This is a genomic window from Halobellus captivus (assembly GCF_003697845.1).
In the GTDB taxonomy this organism is placed as follows: Archaea; Halobacteriota; Halobacteria; order Halobacteriales; family Haloferacaceae; genus Halorubrum; species Halorubrum glutamatedens.
In genome coordinates this window covers 1-20708 of record NZ_RDQE01000014.1, presented here as the reverse complement: position 1 = coordinate 20708, position 20708 = coordinate 1, and the positions used below count along the sequence as shown (strand labels likewise).

Genomic DNA, 20708 nt, shown 5'->3' with positions numbered 1-20708 from the left:
CCGGCCGAACTACGTCCGTTCCGACCGGACCGTTTTCCGCCGGTTCCCGTCCCGCATCTCTCGTCCCGTCCTTTCGTCGTCCGTACCGGTCCTTCCACCCCGGCTACTCCTCGCTCCCGTACCCGACACGCTCCGCGTCCGCGAGCGCCCGCGCCGTCGCCGCGTCGAGGTCGAACGCGTCGTCGGCGACGACCTCGCCGCCCCGGATCACGGGTCGCATGAGCGATTCCGCGTCGGCCGGCCCATCCCGATCCGCGAGCCCGACCGCGTGGCCGCCGTCCGCGGTGCGGTAGACCACCTTCGCCCCCGAGAGCTTCCCGCGTTTGGCGGCCGGCTCGCCCCCGACCGCGACGATGTCGAGCGCGAAGTCGACGGGATCGGCGTTCGAGACGTAGCCGCCGACGCCGAAGCCGTCGACGACGTCGCGGAGCCGCCGGAGGTCGTCGGGACCGAGCCCGCCCGAGACGTAGACGTCGACGTCGTCGTGGCCGCGAGCCTCGAGTTCCCACCGGACCTCCCGCACGATGTGTCTGAAGTCGCCGCGACGCGAGCCGGTCGTGTCGAGGCGAACCCCGTCGAGCCGGTCGCCGAGCGTCTCGACCGCCCGCAGGACCTCGTCGACCTCGTCGGAGTACGTGTCACAGAGCGCGATCCGGGGGACCGACTCGTCGACGGCCTCGTCGAAGGCGCGCCACGCCGCCTCCTGGTTGCCTCGGCCGAAACAGATCGAGAGGGCGTGCGGCATCGTCCCCGAGGCCTCGCGACCGATCAGGTCGCCCGCGGCGACGTGTGAGAACCCGTCGAGCCCCCCGACGAGCGCCGACCGCTCCACGGCGGCCGTCATCGCGGGGTGGACGTGGCGCGCGCCGAACGAGAGCACCGACGAGTCCGGCGCGGCGGCCCGGCAGTCGAGCGCGGCGGTGGCGATGGCGGACGCGTGCGAGAGGAACCCCAGAAGCGACGTCTCCAGCCGCGCGAACGCGAGGTACTCGCCCTCGATCCGCATCACCGGTCCGCCGTCGAACAGCCGCCCCTCGGGGACCGCGTGGACGTCGACGTCGCGCCCGGCGAGCAGCGCGACCGCGTCCTTCAACCCGGCGAACAGCTCGAACCCGCCGTCGGGGAACTGGTCGGCGGTCACCTCGGCGACGACGTGGGGGTTCCGTCCCGCTCCCTCGAGGGCGGCCGCCGTGCGGTCGAAGTAGGCGTCGGTGGCCCGACCGCTCCGGATCGCCTCGGCGTCGACGATGTCGAACTCCGTCATGATCCGTCCTTCGGCCGGCGGGGACGAAAAGCCATCCGTGTCGTCCGCGGGGTCGGGTCCACGGCTCACCGCCGCGAGCGACGCCCGAGAACCGCGGCCGCGGAGAGCAGGACGACGAGCGCGACGACGACCCCGAACCCGGGAACTCGGCCGTCCGTCGATCCGTCGCCGTCGGGCGCGTTCGGACCGTCTCCGTCGACTGACCCCGTCTCCGATCCGTCGTCCGTCCCGCCCCCGTCGTCCGTCCCGATCCCGTCGTCCCCGACGTCCGCGTCGTCGTCCACGTCGCCCCCGTCGCCCGTGTCGATCCCGTCGTCGAGATTCTCGGGCGGTTCGAGGTCGATCCCGGGGCGGAGTTCGAGGACGCCGGCCGGCTCGGGGGCGTGGACGATCGTCACCGTCGTTCCGTCCCGCTCGACGCCGTAGGCCCCGCGGAAGTCGCCGGACTCGATCTCGCGAACCCCGTCGTCGCGATGCTCCGCGCCGTGCGCCTCCAGCATGGCACGGTACGTGGCCTGGAACTGCCGGGCGTCCGTCGGGGTCCGCCACTCGGCCACCCAGACGTAGCCGTCGCGCTCGGTCCCGCCCGCGTCGTTGCGATAGGGATACAGCTCGTCGCCGGCCCAGCCGGCCGTCGCGGGGTGGGCGTAGTTGTACGCCCCCCGCGTCTGGAGTCGGTCGTCCGTCCGAAAGTGGACGTTGTAGTTCTCTTCGGGGGTTCGGTCCGGTTCGAGGACCGCATACTCGTATCCGGTATCAAACCTCGGTTGTACCCCGGCGCTCTGATACCAGAACATCACGAACATCGACGCCTCGCCCGCCGTCTCAGCGCCGTTCACGCCCTGACCGGGATACGTCTCCCAGCCGCCCTCAGCCGTGTCCTCGTAGTCGATCTCGCGGGTCTCGTAGTCGGGTTCGCGGTGGATGACTTCGGCGGTCGTGTTCGGCGGGTCGTTCATCGTCTCGTTGACCGCGCTCCAGCCCTCGTCGTCGATCAGTTCCTCGACGTAGAACGGGCCGTCGGAGTACGGCTGGAGGATGGTCTGGAGGATGCCGATGTTGGGACTCCCGCCGCCGCCGGCGCTCGAACCGGGCTCGGGGAGACAACTCCAGTTCGTGTCACACCGATCGGTGTACCGCTCCTCGATGTAGACGGCCTCTCCCTCGACGATCCCGTCGACGGCGAGGTCCGAATCCTGGGTCGCGCCGACGTACTGCGAGTCTGCGAGGTCGTGATACTGGTCCTGCATCGCGTGGGTCAACTCGTGGACCAGCGTCGACTCGCTGACCCGGACCTCCTCGCCCTCGGGGACCACGAGGACGATCCGGTCGTCGGCCGGCGAGTAGAACCCCGAGACCGAGCCGCCGAACACGGTGTCGATCGCCTCCGCGCTCGACTCGTCCGCGCCGACGACGAACAGCGCCTCCCACACCTGGTCGTTCCAGCGATCGAACTCGGTTTCACTCGCCGTCCCGTTCCCGCCGTTCTCTCCCCCGGTTCCGTTCGCCCGAAACTCCTCGCGCGTGACCGTCTCGACGGGAACGTCCGTCTCGAAGGGCCGCTCGCGGACGTACTCGACGCGCGCCATGCTCCGGTGAGTCAGCGTCTCGAGTTGCGACTCCGTCAGTCCGTCCGCCTGATCGAAGTCGAGCTCCTCCGCGTGGTACGTCCCGTTCCAGCAGCCGACCAGTTCGTTGTCGGCCTCGGTCTCGCAGTCGGCCGCGGTCTCCGCGACCGGCGCGTCGGCGGCGGCGATGCCGGCCCCCACGACGAGGAGAACCAGCAGCGCGACCGTCGCCGCGAGGGGGAGAACCCGTCGCATACGGTCGATTACGAGGGGGCGGGTAAGTAGTTTGTCCGTCGATTCACGGATCCGATTCGAGTTCGTTCGATCCCGCTCGACTTCGATCTTTTGTGTCCGGACGCCCAACGGTCGCCCATGCCGTACGATCCGGCCGACACCGCGGTGGTCGTCGTTGACATGCAAAACGGGTTCTGTCACCCCGACGGGAGCCTCTACGCCGAACCGAGCGAGGCGGCGATCGATCCCGTGAGCGACCTCGTCGCCCGCGCCCGCGACGCCGGCGCGCGAGTCGTCTACACCCGCGACGTCCACCCGCCCGAGCAGTTCGAGGACGCCCACTACTACGACGAGTTCGACCGCTGGGGCGAACACGTCGTCGAGGGGTCGTGGGACGCCGAACTCGTCGACGACCTCGACGTCCGCGAGGCGGACCACGTCGTCGAGAAACACACCTACGACGCCTTCTACCGGACCGATCTGGAGGGATTCCTCGACGCCCACGGGATCGACGACCTCCTGATCTGTGGGACGCTCGCGAACGTCTGCGTGCTCCACACCGCCGGCAGCGCCGGACTCCGCGACTATCGACCCGTCGTCGTCGAGGACGCGCTCGGCTACATCACCGAGGAACACCGCGAGTACGCGGTCGACCACGCCGACTGGCTGTTCGGCGAGACGACGACCCTGGGGGCGATCGCGTTCGAGTCCGAGTGACGGACCCCCGACTCCCGGCGGTCATGGGCGATTATCAGCCGCGTTAATCGGCGTGTAACCCTTTTGGTTCCCGACGGGGACGGGTCGCGTATGGAACTCTCTCGACGCGGCGTGCTCGGCGGACTCGGGGCCGTCTGTGCGGTCGGAGCCGTCGGTTTCACCGGTGCGGCGGCGGTCGGCAGCGAAGGTGACGACGGAACGGGATCCGGCGACGACGGAACCGATTCCGGTGACGACGGGTCTGGAAGCGACGGATCCGAGGGGGCCGGCGCGACGTCGGTCGCCGTCGATCCGGACGCGCCGTTCGAGGCTCGACTCCTGCGCGAGGACGGTTCCAACGGGGACGACTCGAGCGAGGACGGATCGGTCGACGGCCCCGCCGAGGACCGCCTCTTCGACGCCGCAGACCTCGAATACGTCCAGGGCGTCCTTGAGGAGGACGACGAACACCTCGTGTACGTCGCGCTCTCGGAGGCGGGGCGGGAGTCGTTCCGGGACCGGCTCGAGGGCTCGGGTGCGACCGACGACCCGGACCCGTTCGCGGTGTCGATGACGCTCGATGGCGACGAGGTGCGCCACGTCGATCTCGACGAACCGACCGTGACGGCGCTCACGGACGAGGAGTGGGGCGGCGTGTTGACGCTGCCGTTCGAGTCGGCGGGGACAGCCGAGTCGGTGTACGGGTCGCTGGCGGCGGAGTGAGTCAGTCCGGGGGCGGGTCCTCCGAGAAGTGGGTGGTTTATCCGTGCGGCGTGCCTCGGGGCGGGCGTGAGCGAGACGCGCGAGCGAACGGATGAAACCGCTGGTCGGGACGACGAAGCCCGCGGCCGATCCGATGACCACGGTGGGCGTCCGTGTCCCCGCTGTGGGGAAGCGATGGTCCACAGACACTGCAAGTACGTCTGTCCCGTCCACGGGGTCGTCTACGACTGTAGCGACACGTTCTACTGAGACAGTCATCGACCAGTGAGCCGTCCGGTCTCGACGCGAGTACTACGACTACGCCTCGCGTTTCTCCCGGATCTCGGCGGCCGCCCGTTCGACGCGTTCTTGCAGGCATGGCCACCGAAGAGGGAGCGGAAACGACGTCACCGCTCGACGATGTGATGGAGGACGTCCGGCGGGAGCTGGGAAACGCGTACAGAAGCGACGATCGAGATTCTCGTCGCTTACGTTCAGATAGCGTCGAAGCGCCCGTGAGGGGATCCCCGGTGAGTCACAGAAATACAAGGAGGAAGCCCACGGCTTGAGCCGTGGGAGGAATCCGACAAGGCTCGAAGCAATCTACGAGCGATAGCAGTCCGACTCCCCCAACACCAATCGTGGAATTCATACTGAAATATCTCACTATGTGAAACACGGATGGGGGATGTGATTCGCACCGTCAAAATCAAACTTGACGTACCCACAGAGCGGTGCGACGACCTCCACCAGACCAAAGACCAGTTCCTCCACTGTGCGAACACAACCGCAGGGTGGGCGTGGAGACACCCGAACGACTACTGCGTCACCTCGAAACAGAAAGCAGAGAACGCTCTCTACGAGCAACTCCGTAACGAGACGGAGTTGACCGCGAACCTCGTCCAGAAGGGAATTCGACGGGCTATCGAGGCCACGAAAAGCGGGGTCGCCCGACTCAAGAAAGGCGACAACACCAGTCAACCACACTTCGATGCGTGGAGCGTCGTCTACGACAAGCGAAGTGCGACGTTCCACCGTGACTATGTTTCGCTCTCGACGGTGAACGGTCGCGTCGAGTGCGACTACGTTTTTCCCGACGATGTAGATGGGACACCGATTGGTGAGTATCTGTTGAATGAGGACTACGAGTTTCGTATGTCCACGCTCCAGTACGACCGTCAAACAGAGTCGTTCTACCTCCACGCTCGAATGCGCCGAACTGAAAACGAAGAGCAGTCCGCGACTAATTCTTCCAACCCCAAGCACAGAACAGTCCTTGGTGTTGACCTGAACGTGGACGGCTCGCTTGCCGTGATTTCGACTGGCGCGTTCATCGGGAACGCCGACGAGATGAACCATCGACGCCGAGAGTTCGAGAAGACTCGCGGGTCGATGCAACAGGCAGGAACGCGGTCTGCACACCTGTCGATTCAGTCGATGAACGACCGCGAACACCGCTGGATACAAGACGAACTCCACCGGGCGTCGAACCGGATTCTCGAAGAAGCCCGCGACCACGGGTGTACGCATATAGCGTTCGAGAACCTAACCGGGATTCGCAAGCGGATGGCGGGTGTAAAGCGGTTCCACGCGTGGGCGTTCCAACGCCTCTACCAGTATACCGAGTACAAGGCTGAAATGTTTGGCATCGCGGTTGAGCAGGTGAGCCCTGCGTACACGAGCCAACGGTGTTCAAAGTGTGGGTTTACGCATAAGAACAACCGGCGGTCGAAACACCAGTTCGCGTGTCAGAAGTGCGAGTACGAACTGAACGCGGATTACAACGCGAGCAAGAACATCGCTCGCAAGTTGTTGAAACGTCTCCACTCGGGGCAGAAGTCTTCGAGTGGAGGCGCACCCTGTCAGTGTGCGCTGAAGTCAGGGACGCTAAACCTGAACGGCGAGTTCCACGCCTCCGTCGATTCGACGGCAGAAGGGGAGTCCACTGACAAGCCCACGACTTCAGTCGTGGGTCACTGACTACCAGAAGGGCTAACTATCCGGTTTGTGTATCCCGACTGATGGCCCTCCATGCAGTCGAAAACGTTGAGGAAGCGTTCGGCGTCACCCGAGAGTTTCTGACGCCGGTTGACGTGCGCCGCTGGCTGAAGCTCGCGCTCGTCGTCTTCTTCGTCGGGGGTGGCGTGAGCTTCCCGACGGCACAGTTCAACACGTCGACGCCGCCGGGGGACGTCTCGAACGGTGACGTCCCGTTCAGCCTCCCGGTCGACGTGGTGACGCTCGTCGTCGCGCTCGTCGCCGTCGGACTCCTTCTCGGCGGGCTGTTCGCGTTGATCGGAGCGATCTTTGAGTTCGTGCTGATCGAGTCGCTCCGCACCGGCGAGGTGTCACTCCGACGCCACTGGCGCCGGCGGTGGCGGCAGGGGCTCCGCCTGTTCGGGTTCCGGATCGCGATCGGGCTCCCGATGCTCGCGCTGTTCGCCGGTTGGTTCGCGCTACTCGTCGTCCCGATCCTGACCGGACGCGACCCCACGATCCCATTCACGGCGTTCCTCGTCGGTATCCCGGTGGTGTTCCTCGTCAGCGTCCTGTATGCGTTGGTCTCGGGGCTCACGACCGTGTTCGTCGTGCCGCTCATGATTCGGTCGGACTCGGGCGTCCTCGCGGCGTGGAGACGCCTCTGGGGATCGATCACGTCCGCGTGGAAACAGTATCTGGCGTACGTCGTGGTCTCGTTCCTGTTGACGGTCGCGGCCGGGATCGTCGCCTCGATCGCGGTCGGGATCGTCGCGATCGTGCTTCTCATCCCCGTTCTCGTCGTGGCCGCGATCACGCACGTGACGGTCTCGGTGTCCTCGACGCTCGGGATCGTCATCCTCGTCGCACTCGGACTCCTGTTCGGACTGTCGATGCTCGTCGTCTGGACGCTCGCGCAGGTCCCCGTCGTCACGTATCTCCGGTATTACGCGCTGCTCGTGCTCGGCGACATCGAGGAGTCGTTCGACGTCCTCTCCGACCGCCAACCGTCGGGAGGAGAGCCATGAGCGACGAGGCGTCAACGTGGAGAGCCGCCGCCCGTGGCGGGGTCGCGCTGTACGTACTCGGGCTGGTCGGCGTCGGCGCGCTCGCGATCCACTCCGTACCGGCGCTTCGAGCGATCCCCGAGCTGGCGGCTCTATCGTACCCGATGCTCGTCCTGGTCGCGGCCGCGAATTCGACGGTACTCCTCGCCGTGTTTGTGGCTCTCGGCGCGGCGACCGCTCCCCAAACGGGGCTACACTCACACGTCTTCGCGTGGGCGTCCGGTGGCGCTCCGGATTGGGGCGCGTTTCGACGATCACTGCCGCTCGCGATCGGGCTGGGTACGGTGTCGTACGCTCTCGTCGCCGTTATCGACGTCGCGTTCGCTCCGTTCACCGGACTCGAATCGGGCGAATCGGTCGCGGGTACAGCAGCGCTTGAAGAGTTGATCGCGTCGGTTCCGATGCGGCTCCTATACGGCGGAATCACGGAAGAGATCCTGCTCCGATGGGGCGTCATGGCCCCGATCGCGTTCGGCCTCTGGTGGCTTCGAAACCGGATCGGTGAACGGACAGAGGCACCGTCCACGGCGGTGTTGTGGGTCGCGATCGCCGGCAGCGCGGTCGCGTTCGGTGCCGGCCACCTGCCCGCGCTGGCGTCGGCGTTCGCTCTCACGACCGCGCTGGTCGTCCGAACCGTCCTGTTGAACGCGATCGTAGGGGTGGCGCTCGGCTGGCTGTTTTGGCGGCGATCACTGGAGACGGCGATGGTAGCTCACGCCGCGTTTCACGTCGTTCTCGTCGGCGTATCCGTGGTCGGGATGCTGCTGCTCTAGGCGGACTCGGTCGAGCGCAGTAGCTCACGCGGACCGTCGCCGGACCTGGACGTACACGGAGACGATGTTTTGACTGTACCCACACTACTCTCGCAGAAAGAGTGTTTCTGCGTTGACGTGAGGGGGTCCTGATACTGCCCGATTAAGCGAGCGGATAGACCGCCTCGGATGGTCATCCATGCGGTTGTGACCAGTTAATAACATCCGTTACTCACGCCGATCGGAGCTTGTGCTGGCGGTGTCGGATTCATCCCCGCGCTGAAACGCGAGGCTTTCTCCTTGTGCTTCCGTAATTTATAAAATAGTTTTGCGATTGAGACGAAAGATAGAATTTCTAATATGATTGGCACTGTATCTGGTTGGTCCGAATCTATTCTAATCTTGATTTAATAGAATCCTCGATCACAGATACTCCCAGATATGATATTCTAGAATATGATTATTCAGAATATTTTTATCCGATACCCTCTAAATCAGCGCTATGACGGACTTCGTGAACCGATCGGAGGAACTAGATCGGCTTCACAACCTGTTCGACTCGGAGAACGCGGATCTCGCCGTCGTGTACGGGCGGCGACGGCTGGGAAAGACGAGGCTCGTCAAGAAGGCGCTTGAGGGACGAGAGAACGCGGTCTTCTATCAGGCACGACAGAAGACGCGAGAGCTCCAGCTGGAACAGTTCGTCGAGGCTGCGGCCGACACGTTTCCTGGTATCGAAGACATTCGTCCCGATTGGGAGCGCCTGTTCCGGTATCTTGCCGATCAGGATGCGATCGTCGTCCTCGACGAGTTTCCGTACCTGATCGAACAGGACGAGAGCCTCCCGTCCGTGTTACAGGCCCTGTTCGACCACGAGTTCGACGAGTCGGAGACGACGTTCGTTCTCGTCGGGTCGTCGATCAGCATGATGGAGGAAGCGACGCTGCTCGGAGACAGTCCACTGTACGGCCGGACTTCACTCACGCTCGACATCCATGAACTATCGTTCGACGCCGCGGGAGAATTTCTACCGGACGGTGTGACAGCGGACGAGGCCGTGCGTGCGTGGAGCGTGTTCGGTGGCGTTCCCTACTACCTCGAGGAACTCGATGCCAACCGATCGCTCGGCGAGAACATTCAGCGGACGGTGTTGACTCGTCACGGCTCGCTGCGGAACGAACCGGAACACGTCCTCCGCATGGAACTGACGGAGCCGACGCGCTACTTCTCGATCCTCGAAGCGATCGCCGGCGGGGCGACCGGTCGCAACGAGATCGCCGGCGTGACGGGCATCGACTACAACCAGCTATCGACGTATCTGGACCGGCTCTCTCGGCTGCGACTCATCGAACGGCATGTACCGGTGACTGAGAAGCCGGAGCGATCCAAGCGAAGCCAGTATCGGCTGCGTGACCCTTTGTTCCGGTTCTGGTTCCGGTTCCTGTACGGGAGTTCGGACCGCTACGACCAGTTCGGTGAGGAGGCCTACGAACGGCTCGTCGAACCGGAAATGGCAGACTTCGTCGCTCCCGCCTTCGAGCAGCTGTGTTGTGAGGCCCTGTGGACGTTGTACGATGAGACACCGATCGTCGATGTGGGAGGGTGGTGGTATCAGGACCACGAGATCGACGTCGTCGGGCTCACCGACAAAGAAACGCTCGTCGTCGGCGAGTGCAAGTATCAGGAATCACCGCTCGACTACAGCGCACTGGCGTCGCTGGAGACGCACGTCCAGGAGCTCCGGTGGCAGCCGTCGGGTGGCGGGACGCGAACCGTCGAATACGCGCTGTTCTCTCGAAGCGGGTTTACTGACAGCGTCCGCGAAGCTGCCGCCGAGTGCGACGATTTACGGCTCTACACGATCGACGATATCGTCAACGCGCTCCGGGAGTAGTCGGCGCCGGGTGAACTACTCGGGAGACTCCTCATCCATCTTCTCTCGAAGCTCGGCTGTTGCCCGCTCGAAGTATTTCGCAAGGAATGGTGTTCCTGACGCCACCCGCTCGTCGAGAAACGCGACAGCGTCCGTGACCGCATTGGCGTCACGTTCCGCGGCCGCGACGCAGTCGACGTACCCGTCGATCGCTCGCGTGAACGCCTGCGAGAAGTGGTCGTACGCGCCGTCGACGCGCTCCATGTTGTCGTCGAGTGATGCGACGAGCGCCCGGTAGACGGCCGCCGCCGACGCATACTGCTCCCGAGCGCGATATTCGGCCGCGAGGTCGAACCACTCCGAGAAGTCGATCGGCTCGAAGACGACGAAGTAGTCTGGATTCGTCTCCTCGAACCGCCGGTCGATCGCAGCACGTCGTTCGTCGACCGATCGCGTCGACGCCTCGCCGAACCGGGCGAAGAAACGTTCGCGGAGGGTGGCGTCGGTCGCCAGCGTCTCGCGAAGGAACGCCCGCAGGTCGTCGGCGTCGGCCGCCTCGAGCGCGGCGTTGAGGCCGTCACCCTCGTCGGGGGGGCGGTCGTCGACACACCGAAGCAACACGGCGACGACGTGCTTGCATGTTCCCGGTCCGTCGTACGGGCAGTCGCACCACGGGTCGAACTCGGCGGCAGCAAGGTCGACACGGACGTCGTACTGACGGTTCCCGCTCACGACAACGGTTACGGTGGTGTCGACGCGGTGTCTCTCGTGGATACGCCCTTCGGCGAGGTAGTTCTCGCCGCGCTCGAAGACCGCGTCCGTGCAGACGTCCCGAACCGCCTCCCGAGTCACGTCCATGTGCGTGAGCGGTGTTCCGCCGCGAGCCGGAAAAGTCGACACGTCGAGCTCGTGCCCGTTCCGGATCGTCGCGCTTCCTGAGATGCCACTTTTTCCGTCACTGAATGGCGATTAGACGACGGTTGTGAGTCCGCACGCATATCTGGAGGGGTGTCAACCGTCACCTCAAAACGAGGTGCCGAAAGCCGTCGTCGGCTCCCTGAATGACCGCCTGATGGTGGGCGCGCTCGTGATCGACTTCGTCTGGCGTGAATCGATACATGACGTCGATGTCATTCACTGCGGTGATGTATCTTCCCCGATAAATGTCATTCAAATATGTTGATAGACCCGGCTGCGCCAACCATTCAAACTGTTTTATCTTGACTCCGTCGCGTGTCAACCACACGCTCTACCGCCTCAACGAGTATCAAGACGAACACGGTGAACTGCCGTCCATGACCACACTACGGTCGGAGCTACCCGGCCTCAAGCAGTGGTGGGACGGGCTCTCAGACGTTGTACTCGAAGGTACTCCAAACCGTCGTGGAACGCCTGTTCGACAACCTCAAAGGACTCTCTGCGCTCAAAGAGAACGGGTACGGCGTCGGTCACCTCAAGTGGAAGCCACCGCGGGAGTTCCGCAGTTTCACGTACAGTCAGTCTGGCTTCAAGCTCGACAAGAAGGGCGGTCAGACTGTGCTGTCACTCTCGAAACTCGCGGACATCCCGATTCGCCTCCACCGCTCTATCCCCGACGACGCGACACTCAAGCAGGTCACGCTCAAGAAAGAGCCGACAGGCGAGTGGTTCGCCACCTTCGGCGTCGACATGGACCGTGAACCTCCTGAGTCTCCTGAGAATCCCGAGCAGTGCGTCGGTATCGACGTGGGGATTCTCACGTACGCTCACGACACCGACGGCACGGCGGTCGGGTCACTCGACCTCTCCGACGAACGCGAACGTTTGGAGCGGGAGCAACGGAAGCTTTCACAGAAGCAGCACGGGTCGAACAACTACGAGAAGCAACGCCGACGAGTCGCGGAGTGTCACGCCGACCTCCGACGGAAGCGCCGCGACTTCTTGCATAAGCTCTCGAACTACTACGCTCGGGAGTACGACCTCGTGGCGGTCGAAGACCTGAACGTGAAGGGGATGATGGAGTCGCCGTCGAACAGCCGCAACACCGCGTTCGCCGCGTGGGGGACGTTCCTCTCGTTGCTCGAATACAAGTGTGAACGCGAGGGGACGCACTTCGTGGCGGTCAATCCGAGAGGGACGACCAAAGAGTGCGCGTCCTGCGGCGTCTCGACGGACAAACCGTTGTGGGTCCGTGAACACTCGTGTCCGTCGTGTGGGTTTGAGGCGGACAGGGACGCGAACGCGGCGTGGAACATTCGTTCTCGCGGCCTCGAAGATATAGGAATGGGACGCTCCGAATCAACGCCTGTGGAGACTGCGCTCCCTACGGGAACCACCATGGTTCCTGCAAAGCGCGTCGTGGAATCAGGAAGCCCTACCCTCAAGGAGCGAGCGGCGTCAGCCGTGAGCGAGTAGGGTAGTTCACCCGACATACACCCGTCCGCAGTCGGGTGAATTCAGCCCGTCAGAAAACGGTAGGGCGCGACGGGCGCTCCTTCGACTGTCGAACGACTCGACCTTTGAGGCGTGAGGCGGCCGAATTTTGAAGTCTGAGATCGGCGCTCGGCGGCAGGAGTAAGCGCTACCCGTGAAGCCACTCGTACCACTCGCCGAGATCGACCACTTCGTTCTTCACGCCGTCCGTTCCGTACTGATTGAAGACCTCGTCAACGGTTCTGGCCAGCCCCTCGGGGTCAGTGTCCGGAAGGGCCTGCTCGTAGTAGAGAAGTACCCCTGCGTGGTCGTGTTCCCGGTGCAGCGGTTCGAAGTCGCTGGCGTTGTTCGTCACGAGAACGACACCGTTGTCCCCACACCACTGCAGCAGCGCGTCGTCACTCGTGTACTCGCCGAACCGATCCTTCGCCTGTTCAACTTCGTGTCCGCGTTCCCGGAGCAGTCGCTCGAAGACGCGACCGACGTGTTCGTCGAGAAGGATTCGAGCGGTCGTCACTGAACCGTCTCTTTCGGCTTCAGCGACGACTCCCGAACGCGATCGAACGCCGCTTCGTTCTCTCGTTCGAGAGCGCGCATCTCCTCGATGTGCGCGTAGTAGTACGAGAGCGCCTCGTAGACGTCGGAAAGCGGGAGGTCGAACTGGTCCGCGACGTGAGCGGGTGACTGACCGCCGTCGATCACCCGGACAGCGACGTGGCGAACACCGACTCTCGTCCCGTCAATCCGGGGTTCGCCGCCGAGAACGTCATCGTCACGCACGATTCCCATGAGTGAACGTATGAAACCCACCGTTATATTCTTTCGGCAGATGCCCTCACGCCGCCGATCACCTATCGACCGGTGATTATCGGACCCGAACGATTAACGGCGTTCGACGCGTTTCTGTAGGTATGGCCACCGAAGAGGGAGCGGAAACGACATCACCGCTCGACGACGTGATGGAGGACATCCGGCGGGAGCTGGTTCGACGGGTCGCGGCGGACGACCGAGATTCGAATCGGGACGTCTACGACGCCCTCGAAGACGAATAACACCGTTACTGGCCGTTGACGCTAGTGGGAGTAGTTATACACGCAAGCGGACTTACCCTACACGAGTAGTATGGAACACGCGGACGACCGTGGAGCGAAGAAGCAGCTCCGGAAGGAACACCCGAGCGGGTGGCTCTATCTCACGCAACACGATGCGATTCCGATTCTCGTAGACGCGTTGCTCGATCTCCCGCCGAACCGCGAGTTCAACAAGACCGAACTCGCAGAACACGCCGGCGTCACGCGTCAGACCGTCGGCAACTACACCGACCTCTTGTGTGAGGTCGAACTGATCGAGGAGGTTCCGAACACGTCACCGCGCCGGTACCGGGTCGCGGACAGCGACGTCGTCCGGGAGCTCTTCGAGCTGAACAGCGCGCTCAACAGCGTCGGTGAATAGGGACTGCCCGCGAGGAGCACGTCGAGTACTCCGAGGAATCTGTTGGTCCATCCGTTGCAAAATAGAACAAGATATCGAAACCCATCAGTTGGTGCTACAGTAGACCTAAACATGTTCAACACAAGCGATAAACGTCCCAGTCGATTCAAAATACATATGTGGGCGAGTGAATTAAATCAATAGAATAGCCCGAAATTTCCACAGATCATTCACATACATGACCCCCTCACGTCGAAAAACACTCTTAGCCGCCGGGGCTACCCTCACTGCCGGGCTCTCTGGTTGTCAGGGCCGGCTGCTATCCGACCCTCCCCGCATCGATCTCGAACTGTATAATTACACCGCTGACCCGCAGCTGGTTCAAATTCGAGTTCTCCGCACTGACAAGAATGAATACGATGAGGCGAGAGTGTTTTCCCGAGAGCTCGAAGTACCACCTCGTTCGGACGACGCCTCAGCGGGCACTCTCGGTGAGGACAGTATCGTTGAACGCCGCCCGTATCTCCTCCGCGTCCGACCCAAGTTCGGGGATGGACAGTGGCATCACCACCACTACTACCCCGGTGAATCGGCGAATGACGAAGACAGCACGGCTTTTGACATCAGACTCCGCCGCGAGGAGACCACCGGAGACGTATATCCCCTGTTTTTCATATAACTACCTCATTGCTGTCGGGAACGGTCCGTCAACGTCAGATTAATACGCAGTATTCCGTGACCGGCTATCTCATATAGTATTATATCTGAAGAAGAGAATTACAACAGAATCATCCCTTTATTCAATAATTGAATCTTGATAGAATCCAAACATTCTCTCCGATCACCTAGGAGGAATAAGTCAATCGGCGATTGATTTTCTCTCCCTGCGCCAGTTTGGATGTACGCGAACCCCACCGATGCACCAGTGGACGGCCAGCTATCGAACGAAAGCACGCGCCTCGCACTATTACGGCGTCTACCCCGACGCTGTCATGCGATTAGAACGATACGGGCGCGACGGGCGCGAGTTCATACTGAGAACGGATCGTCCTTTCGGGCCTGTACTGCCCGAAATAGGGAACTTCAGATCGGGGTCGTAACTGCGACTCGCGTCATAAAGAGCGATGAGTCTCGAACCAATCGACCCGGAAACAGCCGTAGAACTGTACCTCGCCGAACGTGAAGCCGAGGTGGCCAAGGCAACGCTGTACTCGCACAGCTCCCGTCTCGGTCACTTCGTTCGCTGGTGTGGTGAGGAAAACATAGACAACCTGAACGAACTGAGCGGACGGAGCCTTCATGCGCACCGTCTGTGGCGTCGTCGCGAGGGTGACCTCGCGCCCGCGACGGAGAAGACCCAGATGGACACAATTCGCGTCTTCGTGAAGTGGCTCGAGAGTATCGACGCCGTCGTCGACGACCTCCATACGAAGGTACGGTCGCCCGTCTTACGAGACGGGCAGAACGTCCGTGACGTGATGCTCGAGTCCGATCGTGCTGAGGAGGTTCTCGACCACCTCTCGAAGTACGAGTACGCCTCGCGTCCTCACGTCGTTCTCACGCTGATGTGGCACACGATGATGCGGACCGGTGCGGTCCACTCGCTTGATGTCGACGACTACGACCCAGACGGGCAGTACATAGCTGTTGTCCATCGACCTGAGGAAGGGACAACGATCAAGAACGGAACGGGCGGAGAGCGGCTGATCGCGTTATCGAACGACGTGTGCCGTCTTCTCGACGACTGGATCGCAGATCGGAGGCCCGACGTCGACGACGAATTCGGCAGGCGACCACTCGTGTCAACGTCGAAGGGACGCGCGCACCGATCGACGCTTCGGGCGGATTGCTACAGGTACACAAGGCCCTGCGTTTCCACTGGAGAGTGTCCACACGACCGCGATGTAGACGACTGCGACGCAATGAACTATACCGCCGCATTTGACTGCCCCTCAAGCGTCAGTCCGCACGCTCTCCGGCGTGGTGGGATCACTCACCATTTGAACAACGATGTTCCGAAAGAGGTTGTTAGCGATCGTGCGAACGTGACACCGGGTGTTCTCAACGAACACTACGACCGGCGGAGTCAGCACGAAAGGATGGAACAGAGACGGGGGTATCTCGACAATATCTAAGACGTACTCAGTGACTGCCACTTGTCGTCGTCAAGTCGATCTTGATAGTGGGTGTCGACACCTACGACACGCTTGATATCGAGTACAGGGGTGAAGAGGGTCTCGATAACCACAGCGAAGAGACCCCGTGGAAGTCCTCAGCGGATGTCAGTTTTTGGCTTGCTTTGGTCAGTACAGGGGAACTCACAAATGTGGAAATCGAAGTTGCCGAATAGACGGTCTGCTAAGCTACGGCACGCCGACCAAGAGTGAAAACCAATACCGCTTCTAACAACGCGCCTATAACTGATAGCGTTGTAGCCCATAGTTCCCCCTGAGTTAACTCGAGTCCCCCATTCGAGAAGGTGAATATCCGCCTCAAGGTGAACAACAATGAGCGAATTAGCAGTCCAACGTCTGGATCGCCCGATAAGCTTAGTTGGATTACTGTTCCAGTATTTGTGCGAATCCCGAAATGGAGGAACAGGACAGTGGATAGAATCCAGAGTATCAAACCTACTTTCAATACTTGTCCAGGGCTTTCTCCATGACGCATCGTCCGATACAATAGTGCGTCTCTAAACCAAGCTCTAAGAGGGGAGACTTTCTTTTTCCTAGCTTCTTTTTCGCGGATATTAAATCTCCGTGCGAGACTAGACCATGCGGTCCCTCGGTAGGCGGATTTGAGTTCTGAGTACGTGTTTTCGGCTTCGGTAAGTAGGGTGTGTTGAGCTGATTTACTCTGGCTGGGAATGTATGGGAGAATTGAACTGGCTCTTCTGATTTGAGCCCACAATCTTCGCGGGAATCGAGATAGAGCGAGTACGCGCCGCTGTCTCCACCAGTTTTCGCGTTCGTACACCTCTTCAAACGGTGAGTCTGGGGCTGTGTCCGATGCGGCTCTGATTGATTTATTTTCTCCAAGAGGACGTTCCGAGTTCACCCCGAATCCCAATTCTCCTACCCGTGGCAGATTAAAATGTTCTACTAGCCTCTCTGGTTCGGCCTCCCGGTCCGCCTGATACTCCAACAGCAATCGCTCTCCGTAGTCATTTCGTTCGTCAAGAGTTGCATTCGCAAGCTGAGTCTTGGTCAGCTTTGTGTCGACTAAGCTGGTGTCGTTCAACCTTGCCCCAGGGAACTTTGCACCATCCAGATTTGATGCTTGGAACCTACACTCACGAATTTCAGCACCTGCGAAATCTACTTTTTTCAGCTCACTTTGGAAGAGGTCTGTGTCTACAATTTCAGCATCTCTGAAACCAGCTCTCATACCTCTCACGTAAGACATCTTTGCGCCGATTATCGTTGAGTCGGTGAATCTTGCATATCTGAGAGTGCTCCCGGAAAACTTCGTCCGAATACAATTTGACTCGGTGAAATCAGCGCCGGTAAGCTGCGCACCCTCGGTGAAGTTGGCACTGTCCAAATCAGATCCAACGAATTTCGCTTTCTTCAGCAGGGCTCCCTCAAAATTGACGCTCCGAAGTGATGAGTTAGAAAAGTCTGCACCAGGAAGCTGTGCTCCAGAGAAATCTAGATCAGACCCATCATCAATCCCGGTTAGATTCGCGTTTACGACTGGCTGCGCCTGTATAGCTTCTCTCTGGAGATCTATTGCTTGGTTAATCTCTGTGTGCGGTTTAGATTCCGACTCGGCGTGTAGAATACAATAGTTCTGCGAAGAGCCTCCCCAAGCACTTAGCGGGCAACTGTTGCTATACCCGTTTGGGATGTCCTCTGAGTTGGGGTTAAACGTACAACCTGGCATAGAGGACTAGTTGTTAGCTCTCATTTGGCCATCTACAAAACATTGTCCTCGAAATATGATTCACTGCGGGTATTGACAAGTTTAATATGATTTACTTACCAAGTTAGCGCTATGACCGTTTTCGAGGTTCCCCAGGAGGAACCCGATGAAGACGAAGACTTCCCAGAGGGAGCAATTAAAGAGGAGTTCGATAATATTGACGACTTCAACGGATATCTCGATTCGTATTGGAGAAAACTATGCGATGGCGACCTACATGTGGTCCCAGGCGTTACGGACTTAGACGCGGATGAGCTGTTTGATCAGTTATCATGGTTATCAAGGGACTGGCATATAGAAGCGGACTACGGCGCAGTCACAAAACTAACTCACGAAACCGAGAATACTGAAGACCCCTCTGGAGCGTACTTTGCCAAAGACAGCGAGGATGATGGTCCAGGATATTTTATTTTCTATACTGACGAATCAAAAACGGAATATGTCGATGATGTTCTTATCAAGGATTTGGGTCGGATACCGCAGACGAACAAGCTCCATGTTTCCTCTCATCGTATCGAACGGCTGGTCAATAGAGTCACCAATGAACCACCAGACCACATTGGGGAAAAAATCGGCACCCCATATGTCGATGAAGTCCATACCAAGCACAAGAGCGGTTCACAAATCAGCTCAAACTTAGGCTCCGAAAAAAAGCGCTCAGTTTCATTTTGGGGGAAAGATGCTGCATCAGCTATCCCCGTCCTACGGAAGGAATTCGGTGTTCTAATTAGCTCAGTTAAAATCAAATGTCCATATAGTTCGGGCGACACATACTATTTCGCATTCAAAATCGACAAAAACGGCGTGCTAAAGCTCAAGAGAGGAAATTTGACCGACATGCTGCATGAACTCAGCCCAATTATTGAGGATACTCTGGATGTGAAGCGAGCATACGACGATACTGAGACATCCTTTGTGACGATCGGAGACAGTGAAACAGAGATCTCACAATCCACACCAGCTCTAATCAAACCCGGCAAGCAGGATTCTGAGGACGACAGCCAGTTTAGTGCCGATGAAATTCAAGCGACGTTCGATGCTCTCGGTAACCGCGGATATATTCCGATTGACACGTATATGGAGTCAGATCTACTATACTACTCAACCACTGCTTACCACCGAGAGGACAAGATCTACTTCGATATTCGGGGCGACGCAGATACACTCCGTATCTTTCCCCGTGCAGATCAAGAAAAGCTGGACACATTCTTTGGCGTTCTCAAGGCAATACACGACAATGCAGATAGCTCAGCAATGGCGCTCTCAGTCACCGAAATGGAGGGAGAAGAATGACTATCCGTGGTAAGGCACATGACTGGAAGGATCTCAGGGATGAGTTTATTGACGAAGCAACCGATGTAGAGCAAGAAGACATCGTCGGGAATATAGATGAGCTTGATGGGACAGATGAACCACTCCAAGGTGAGCTAGAGGAGTATCAAGAGGAAGTGAAGCTATACAACCGTCGCTTCATCCTTCGCGCTACTCTCACCTCCGCCTTCCAGTTCGGTAACGCTCTTGCTTCAGAAACACAGTGGGAGCTCGCAGATTCTCTTTCGTTCGATCAACATGAGGACGGACCAGCAGATCTTTTCGTAGCACACAGCGAGTCTCATGGAACAATCATTGTATTAGCTGTTGTCCAGCAGGAGAGGGCCGAAAGAACGTACGAACGGATACAAAGCCTCTGTAGCTACGTTAAGTCCGAGATGAGGAGTATCGAGGAAGACCTCTCTGTGATAATTGACGAGAATAACATTGAGGGAGCGGTGGCCATTTCGAGAGTTCAGCCGGGGAATGTTGCTGGTGATTTTACTGCTGAAGATGAACACTGGCCTGTTTCCGTCTGGGAGTTGGTGAGCGGCGAGCGGGAAACGATTTCATTGGTCGAAGAATTTGATGGAGTTGACTGGACTGGCTATAGTCCAGACGGAGAGCTATCGACCCTCCTATCCGACGGTGTCGAACTCGCCGATACTGAACACTTAGCGTTCGACCTGTTCTATGACTCTCATCATCAGCGAATCTACCAGTATTTACCACCGCACTTGGACAAGATCCACTCCAACGATAGCGATAAGACGACGTTCCACATTAGCCGGGAAGAGTTAGTGGAGTTTCTTCAGGCTCGGCAAGGAGCGGTAATGCGGGAGAAGGCGGTATCTCGTGCTGACGAGCTTATCAACTGGTGGGATTACATTGGAGCTATATCAGAAGTGTCAGACCCCGATGGGTACGATGACAACGCAACCGTGTACACGCTCCGGAAGACAAGAATGCTCAGTAAGAACCAGAGTGAAAAAGTCAAGAATCAGTACCAGATCAAAGTCGCAAAGGCTCTGCTCAAGCGGTCCAAGCACGAACAGTATCTAAACTGAACAGGAACAGCTACTCGCAGGCCCCTCTGCGCAATCGATTCCAGATCATTCCCGGCTCTGGCCCGCGGTTCCCTAGCTCGTATGTATACCCCGGTGTCGTTATATTCGCGGTCTCTAGCGAACAGGTGTTTCAGACGATGATCTATCCAAAAATAGGATTTCAATGGAAACGCTGCTACCCGGGTAAACCACGTCTAGCGACAAAATGATTACGCCGTCCGGGGATCTGCTGTTTTCACAGCCGGTAGGCGGTCGGAACGTGTCTGTGGTGCGGTCGCTGTCTGGCGATAGCTGGCGCTCACGGAGGGCCTCGGCAGGCCCTGAGGGCCGCCGAGTAGTGATAGCCGAAAAATTTGTAATGTTAGAGTGTGAGTACGAACTATGCCTGGACCGTCGAAAGATCACCTCGAACATCTGAGTGAAGAGGAAC

19 protein-coding genes and 1 pseudogene are annotated in these 20708 nt (G+C 59.7%); 14 read left to right on the top strand and 6 right to left on the bottom strand.

Going from position 1 to position 20708, the window contains the following annotated elements:
- Positions 1–103: 103 nt before the first annotated feature.
- Entirely contained in the window at positions 104–1264 is a 1161-nt protein-coding gene (locus tag EAO78_RS14980; RefSeq protein WP_122106646.1) for a nicotinate phosphoribosyltransferase, read from the bottom strand.
- Between the two features lie 65 nt (positions 1265–1329).
- Entirely contained in the window at positions 1330–3087 is a 1758-nt protein-coding gene (locus tag EAO78_RS14975; protein ID WP_122106645.1) for an Hvo_1808 family surface protein, read from the bottom strand.
- A gap of 117 nt (positions 3088–3204) precedes the next feature.
- Between EAO78_RS14975 and EAO78_RS14970 the strand changes: the two genes are divergently transcribed.
- The 7 genes from EAO78_RS14970 to EAO78_RS14935 all read left to right on the top strand — a co-directional run bounded on the left by EAO78_RS14970 (position 3205) and on the right by EAO78_RS14935 (position 10154).
- Positions 3205–3783 carry a cysteine hydrolase family protein gene (locus tag EAO78_RS14970; protein WP_122106644.1) on the top strand — a complete coding sequence of 193 codons (579 nt, stop codon included), beginning with the start codon at positions 3205–3207 and terminating at the stop codon, positions 3781–3783.
- Positions 3784–3873: 90 nt separating this feature from the next.
- On the top strand, positions 3874–4485 hold the full coding sequence (locus tag EAO78_RS14965; protein ID WP_122106643.1) for a hypothetical protein: 612 nt from the start codon (positions 3874–3876) through the stop codon (positions 4483–4485).
- 66 nt (positions 4486–4551) lie between these two features.
- The gene (locus EAO78_RS14960; protein ID WP_122106642.1) at positions 4552–4734 is read left to right on the top strand and encodes an HVO_2523 family zinc finger protein; all 183 of its coding nucleotides are present in this window, start codon (positions 4552–4554) and stop codon (positions 4732–4734) included.
- A gap of 411 nt (positions 4735–5145) precedes the next feature.
- Positions 5146–6444, top strand: a complete 1299-nt coding sequence (locus EAO78_RS14950; RefSeq protein WP_122106640.1) for an RNA-guided endonuclease InsQ/TnpB family protein — start codon at positions 5146–5148, stop codon at positions 6442–6444.
- Between the two features lie 41 nt (positions 6445–6485).
- On the top strand, positions 6486–7469 hold the full coding sequence (locus EAO78_RS14945; protein WP_122106639.1) for a DUF7544 domain-containing protein: 984 nt from the start codon (positions 6486–6488) through the stop codon (positions 7467–7469).
- Positions 7466–8281, top strand: a complete 816-nt coding sequence (locus EAO78_RS14940; RefSeq protein ID WP_122106638.1) for a CPBP family glutamic-type intramembrane protease — start codon at positions 7466–7468, stop codon at positions 8279–8281. Before EAO78_RS14945 ends, EAO78_RS14940 begins: the two co-directional genes overlap by 4 nt.
- 481 nt (positions 8282–8762) lie before the next feature.
- On the top strand, positions 8763–10154 hold the full coding sequence (locus EAO78_RS14935; RefSeq protein ID WP_122106637.1) for an ATP-binding protein: 1392 nt from the start codon (positions 8763–8765) through the stop codon (positions 10152–10154).
- 15 nt (positions 10155–10169) lie between these two features.
- Here EAO78_RS14935 and EAO78_RS14930 read toward each other — a convergent pair whose 3' ends face one another.
- Positions 10170–10991, bottom strand: coding sequence for an SWIM zinc finger family protein (locus tag EAO78_RS14930; RefSeq protein WP_122106636.1), 822 nt, complete (start codon positions 10989–10991; stop codon positions 10170–10172).
- Positions 10992–11371: 380 nt separating this feature from the next.
- On the opposite strand from EAO78_RS14930, the pseudogene EAO78_RS14925 reads away from it, so the two are divergent.
- Positions 11372–12527: pseudogene (locus tag EAO78_RS14925) on the top strand (RNA-guided endonuclease InsQ/TnpB family protein); the annotation flags it as partial.
- A gap of 166 nt (positions 12528–12693) precedes the next feature.
- Here the strand turns inward: EAO78_RS14925 and EAO78_RS14920 are convergent.
- Positions 12694–13062: a DUF5615 family PIN-like protein gene (locus EAO78_RS14920; protein ID WP_122106635.1), complete on the bottom strand. Its 369-nt coding sequence runs from the start codon at positions 13060–13062 to the stop codon at positions 12694–12696.
- Positions 13059–13334: a DUF433 domain-containing protein gene (locus EAO78_RS14915; protein ID WP_122106634.1), complete on the bottom strand. Its 276-nt coding sequence runs from the start codon at positions 13332–13334 to the stop codon at positions 13059–13061. Before EAO78_RS14915 ends, EAO78_RS14920 begins: the two co-directional genes overlap by 4 nt.
- Positions 13335–13456: 122 nt before the next feature.
- Between EAO78_RS14915 and EAO78_RS18265 the strand changes: the two genes are divergently transcribed.
- The 4 genes from EAO78_RS18265 (at position 13457) to EAO78_RS17950 (ending at position 16326) form a co-directional block, all read left to right on the top strand.
- The gene (locus EAO78_RS18265; RefSeq protein ID WP_168654270.1) at positions 13457–13597 is read left to right on the top strand and encodes a hypothetical protein; all 141 of its coding nucleotides are present in this window, start codon (positions 13457–13459) and stop codon (positions 13595–13597) included.
- 70 nt (positions 13598–13667) lie between these two features.
- Positions 13668–13997: a hypothetical protein gene (locus EAO78_RS14910; RefSeq protein ID WP_122106633.1), complete on the top strand. Its 330-nt coding sequence runs from the start codon at positions 13668–13670 to the stop codon at positions 13995–13997.
- Positions 13998–15100: 1103 nt separating this feature from the next.
- Positions 15101–16111: a tyrosine-type recombinase/integrase gene (locus EAO78_RS14905; RefSeq protein WP_122106632.1), complete on the top strand. Its 1011-nt coding sequence runs from the start codon at positions 15101–15103 to the stop codon at positions 16109–16111.
- Between the two features lie 47 nt (positions 16112–16158).
- Entirely contained in the window at positions 16159–16326 is a 168-nt protein-coding gene (locus EAO78_RS17950) for a hypothetical protein (RefSeq protein WP_162498082.1), read from the top strand.
- Between the two features lie 8 nt (positions 16327–16334).
- Here EAO78_RS17950 and EAO78_RS14900 read toward each other — a convergent pair whose 3' ends face one another.
- On the bottom strand, positions 16335–17861 hold the full coding sequence (locus EAO78_RS14900; RefSeq protein ID WP_122106631.1) for a pentapeptide repeat-containing protein: 1527 nt from the start codon (positions 17859–17861) through the stop codon (positions 16335–16337).
- Positions 17862–17972: 111 nt separating this feature from the next.
- On the opposite strand from EAO78_RS14900, the gene EAO78_RS17760 reads away from it, so the two are divergent.
- Together EAO78_RS17760 and EAO78_RS14890 are read left to right on the top strand one after the other, a co-directional pair.
- Positions 17973–19193: a hypothetical protein gene (locus EAO78_RS17760; RefSeq protein WP_136516522.1), complete on the top strand. Its 1221-nt coding sequence runs from the start codon at positions 17973–17975 to the stop codon at positions 19191–19193.
- On the top strand, positions 19190–20278 hold the full coding sequence (locus EAO78_RS14890; RefSeq protein ID WP_122106629.1) for a hypothetical protein: 1089 nt from the start codon (positions 19190–19192) through the stop codon (positions 20276–20278). The genes EAO78_RS17760 and EAO78_RS14890 overlap by 4 nt, the downstream gene beginning before the upstream one ends.
- The last annotated feature ends 430 nt before the right edge of the window (positions 20279–20708 follow it).

Bases quoted from the DNA above. Each gene is read 5' to 3' on its own strand.
- EAO78_RS14980 (WP_122106646.1), bottom strand. From the start codon at position 1,264: ATGACGGAGTTCGACATCGTCGACGCCGAGGCGATCCGGAGCGGTCGG.
- EAO78_RS14975 (WP_122106645.1), bottom strand. From the start codon at position 3,087: ATGCGACGGGTTCTCCCCCTCGCGGCGACGGTCGCGCTGCTGGTTCTC.
- EAO78_RS14970 (WP_122106644.1), top strand. From the start codon at position 3,205: ATGCCGTACGATCCGGCCGACACCGCGGTGGTCGTCGTTGACATGCAA.
- EAO78_RS14965 (WP_122106643.1), top strand. From the start codon at position 3,874: ATGGAACTCTCTCGACGCGGCGTGCTCGGCGGACTCGGGGCCGTCTGT.
- EAO78_RS14950 (WP_122106640.1), top strand. From the start codon at position 5,146: ATGGGGGATGTGATTCGCACCGTCAAAATCAAACTTGACGTACCCACA.
- EAO78_RS14945 (WP_122106639.1), top strand. From the start codon at position 6,486: ATGGCCCTCCATGCAGTCGAAAACGTTGAGGAAGCGTTCGGCGTCACC.
- EAO78_RS14940 (WP_122106638.1), top strand. From the start codon at position 7,466: ATGAGCGACGAGGCGTCAACGTGGAGAGCCGCCGCCCGTGGCGGGGTC.
- EAO78_RS14935 (WP_122106637.1), top strand. From the start codon at position 8,763: ATGACGGACTTCGTGAACCGATCGGAGGAACTAGATCGGCTTCACAAC.
- EAO78_RS14930 (WP_122106636.1), bottom strand. From the start codon at position 10,991: ATGGACGTGACTCGGGAGGCGGTTCGGGACGTCTGCACGGACGCGGTC.
- EAO78_RS14915 (WP_122106634.1), bottom strand. From the start codon at position 13,334: ATGGGAATCGTGCGTGACGATGACGTTCTCGGCGGCGAACCCCGGATT.
- EAO78_RS18265 (WP_168654270.1), top strand. From the start codon at position 13,457: ATGGCCACCGAAGAGGGAGCGGAAACGACATCACCGCTCGACGACGTG.
- EAO78_RS14910 (WP_122106633.1), top strand. From the start codon at position 13,668: ATGGAACACGCGGACGACCGTGGAGCGAAGAAGCAGCTCCGGAAGGAA.
- EAO78_RS14905 (WP_122106632.1), top strand. From the start codon at position 15,101: ATGAGTCTCGAACCAATCGACCCGGAAACAGCCGTAGAACTGTACCTC.
- EAO78_RS14900 (WP_122106631.1), bottom strand. From the start codon at position 17,861: ATGCCAGGTTGTACGTTTAACCCCAACTCAGAGGACATCCCAAACGGG.
- EAO78_RS17760 (WP_136516522.1), top strand. From the start codon at position 17,973: ATGACCGTTTTCGAGGTTCCCCAGGAGGAACCCGATGAAGACGAAGAC.
- EAO78_RS14890 (WP_122106629.1), top strand. From the start codon at position 19,190: ATGACTATCCGTGGTAAGGCACATGACTGGAAGGATCTCAGGGATGAG.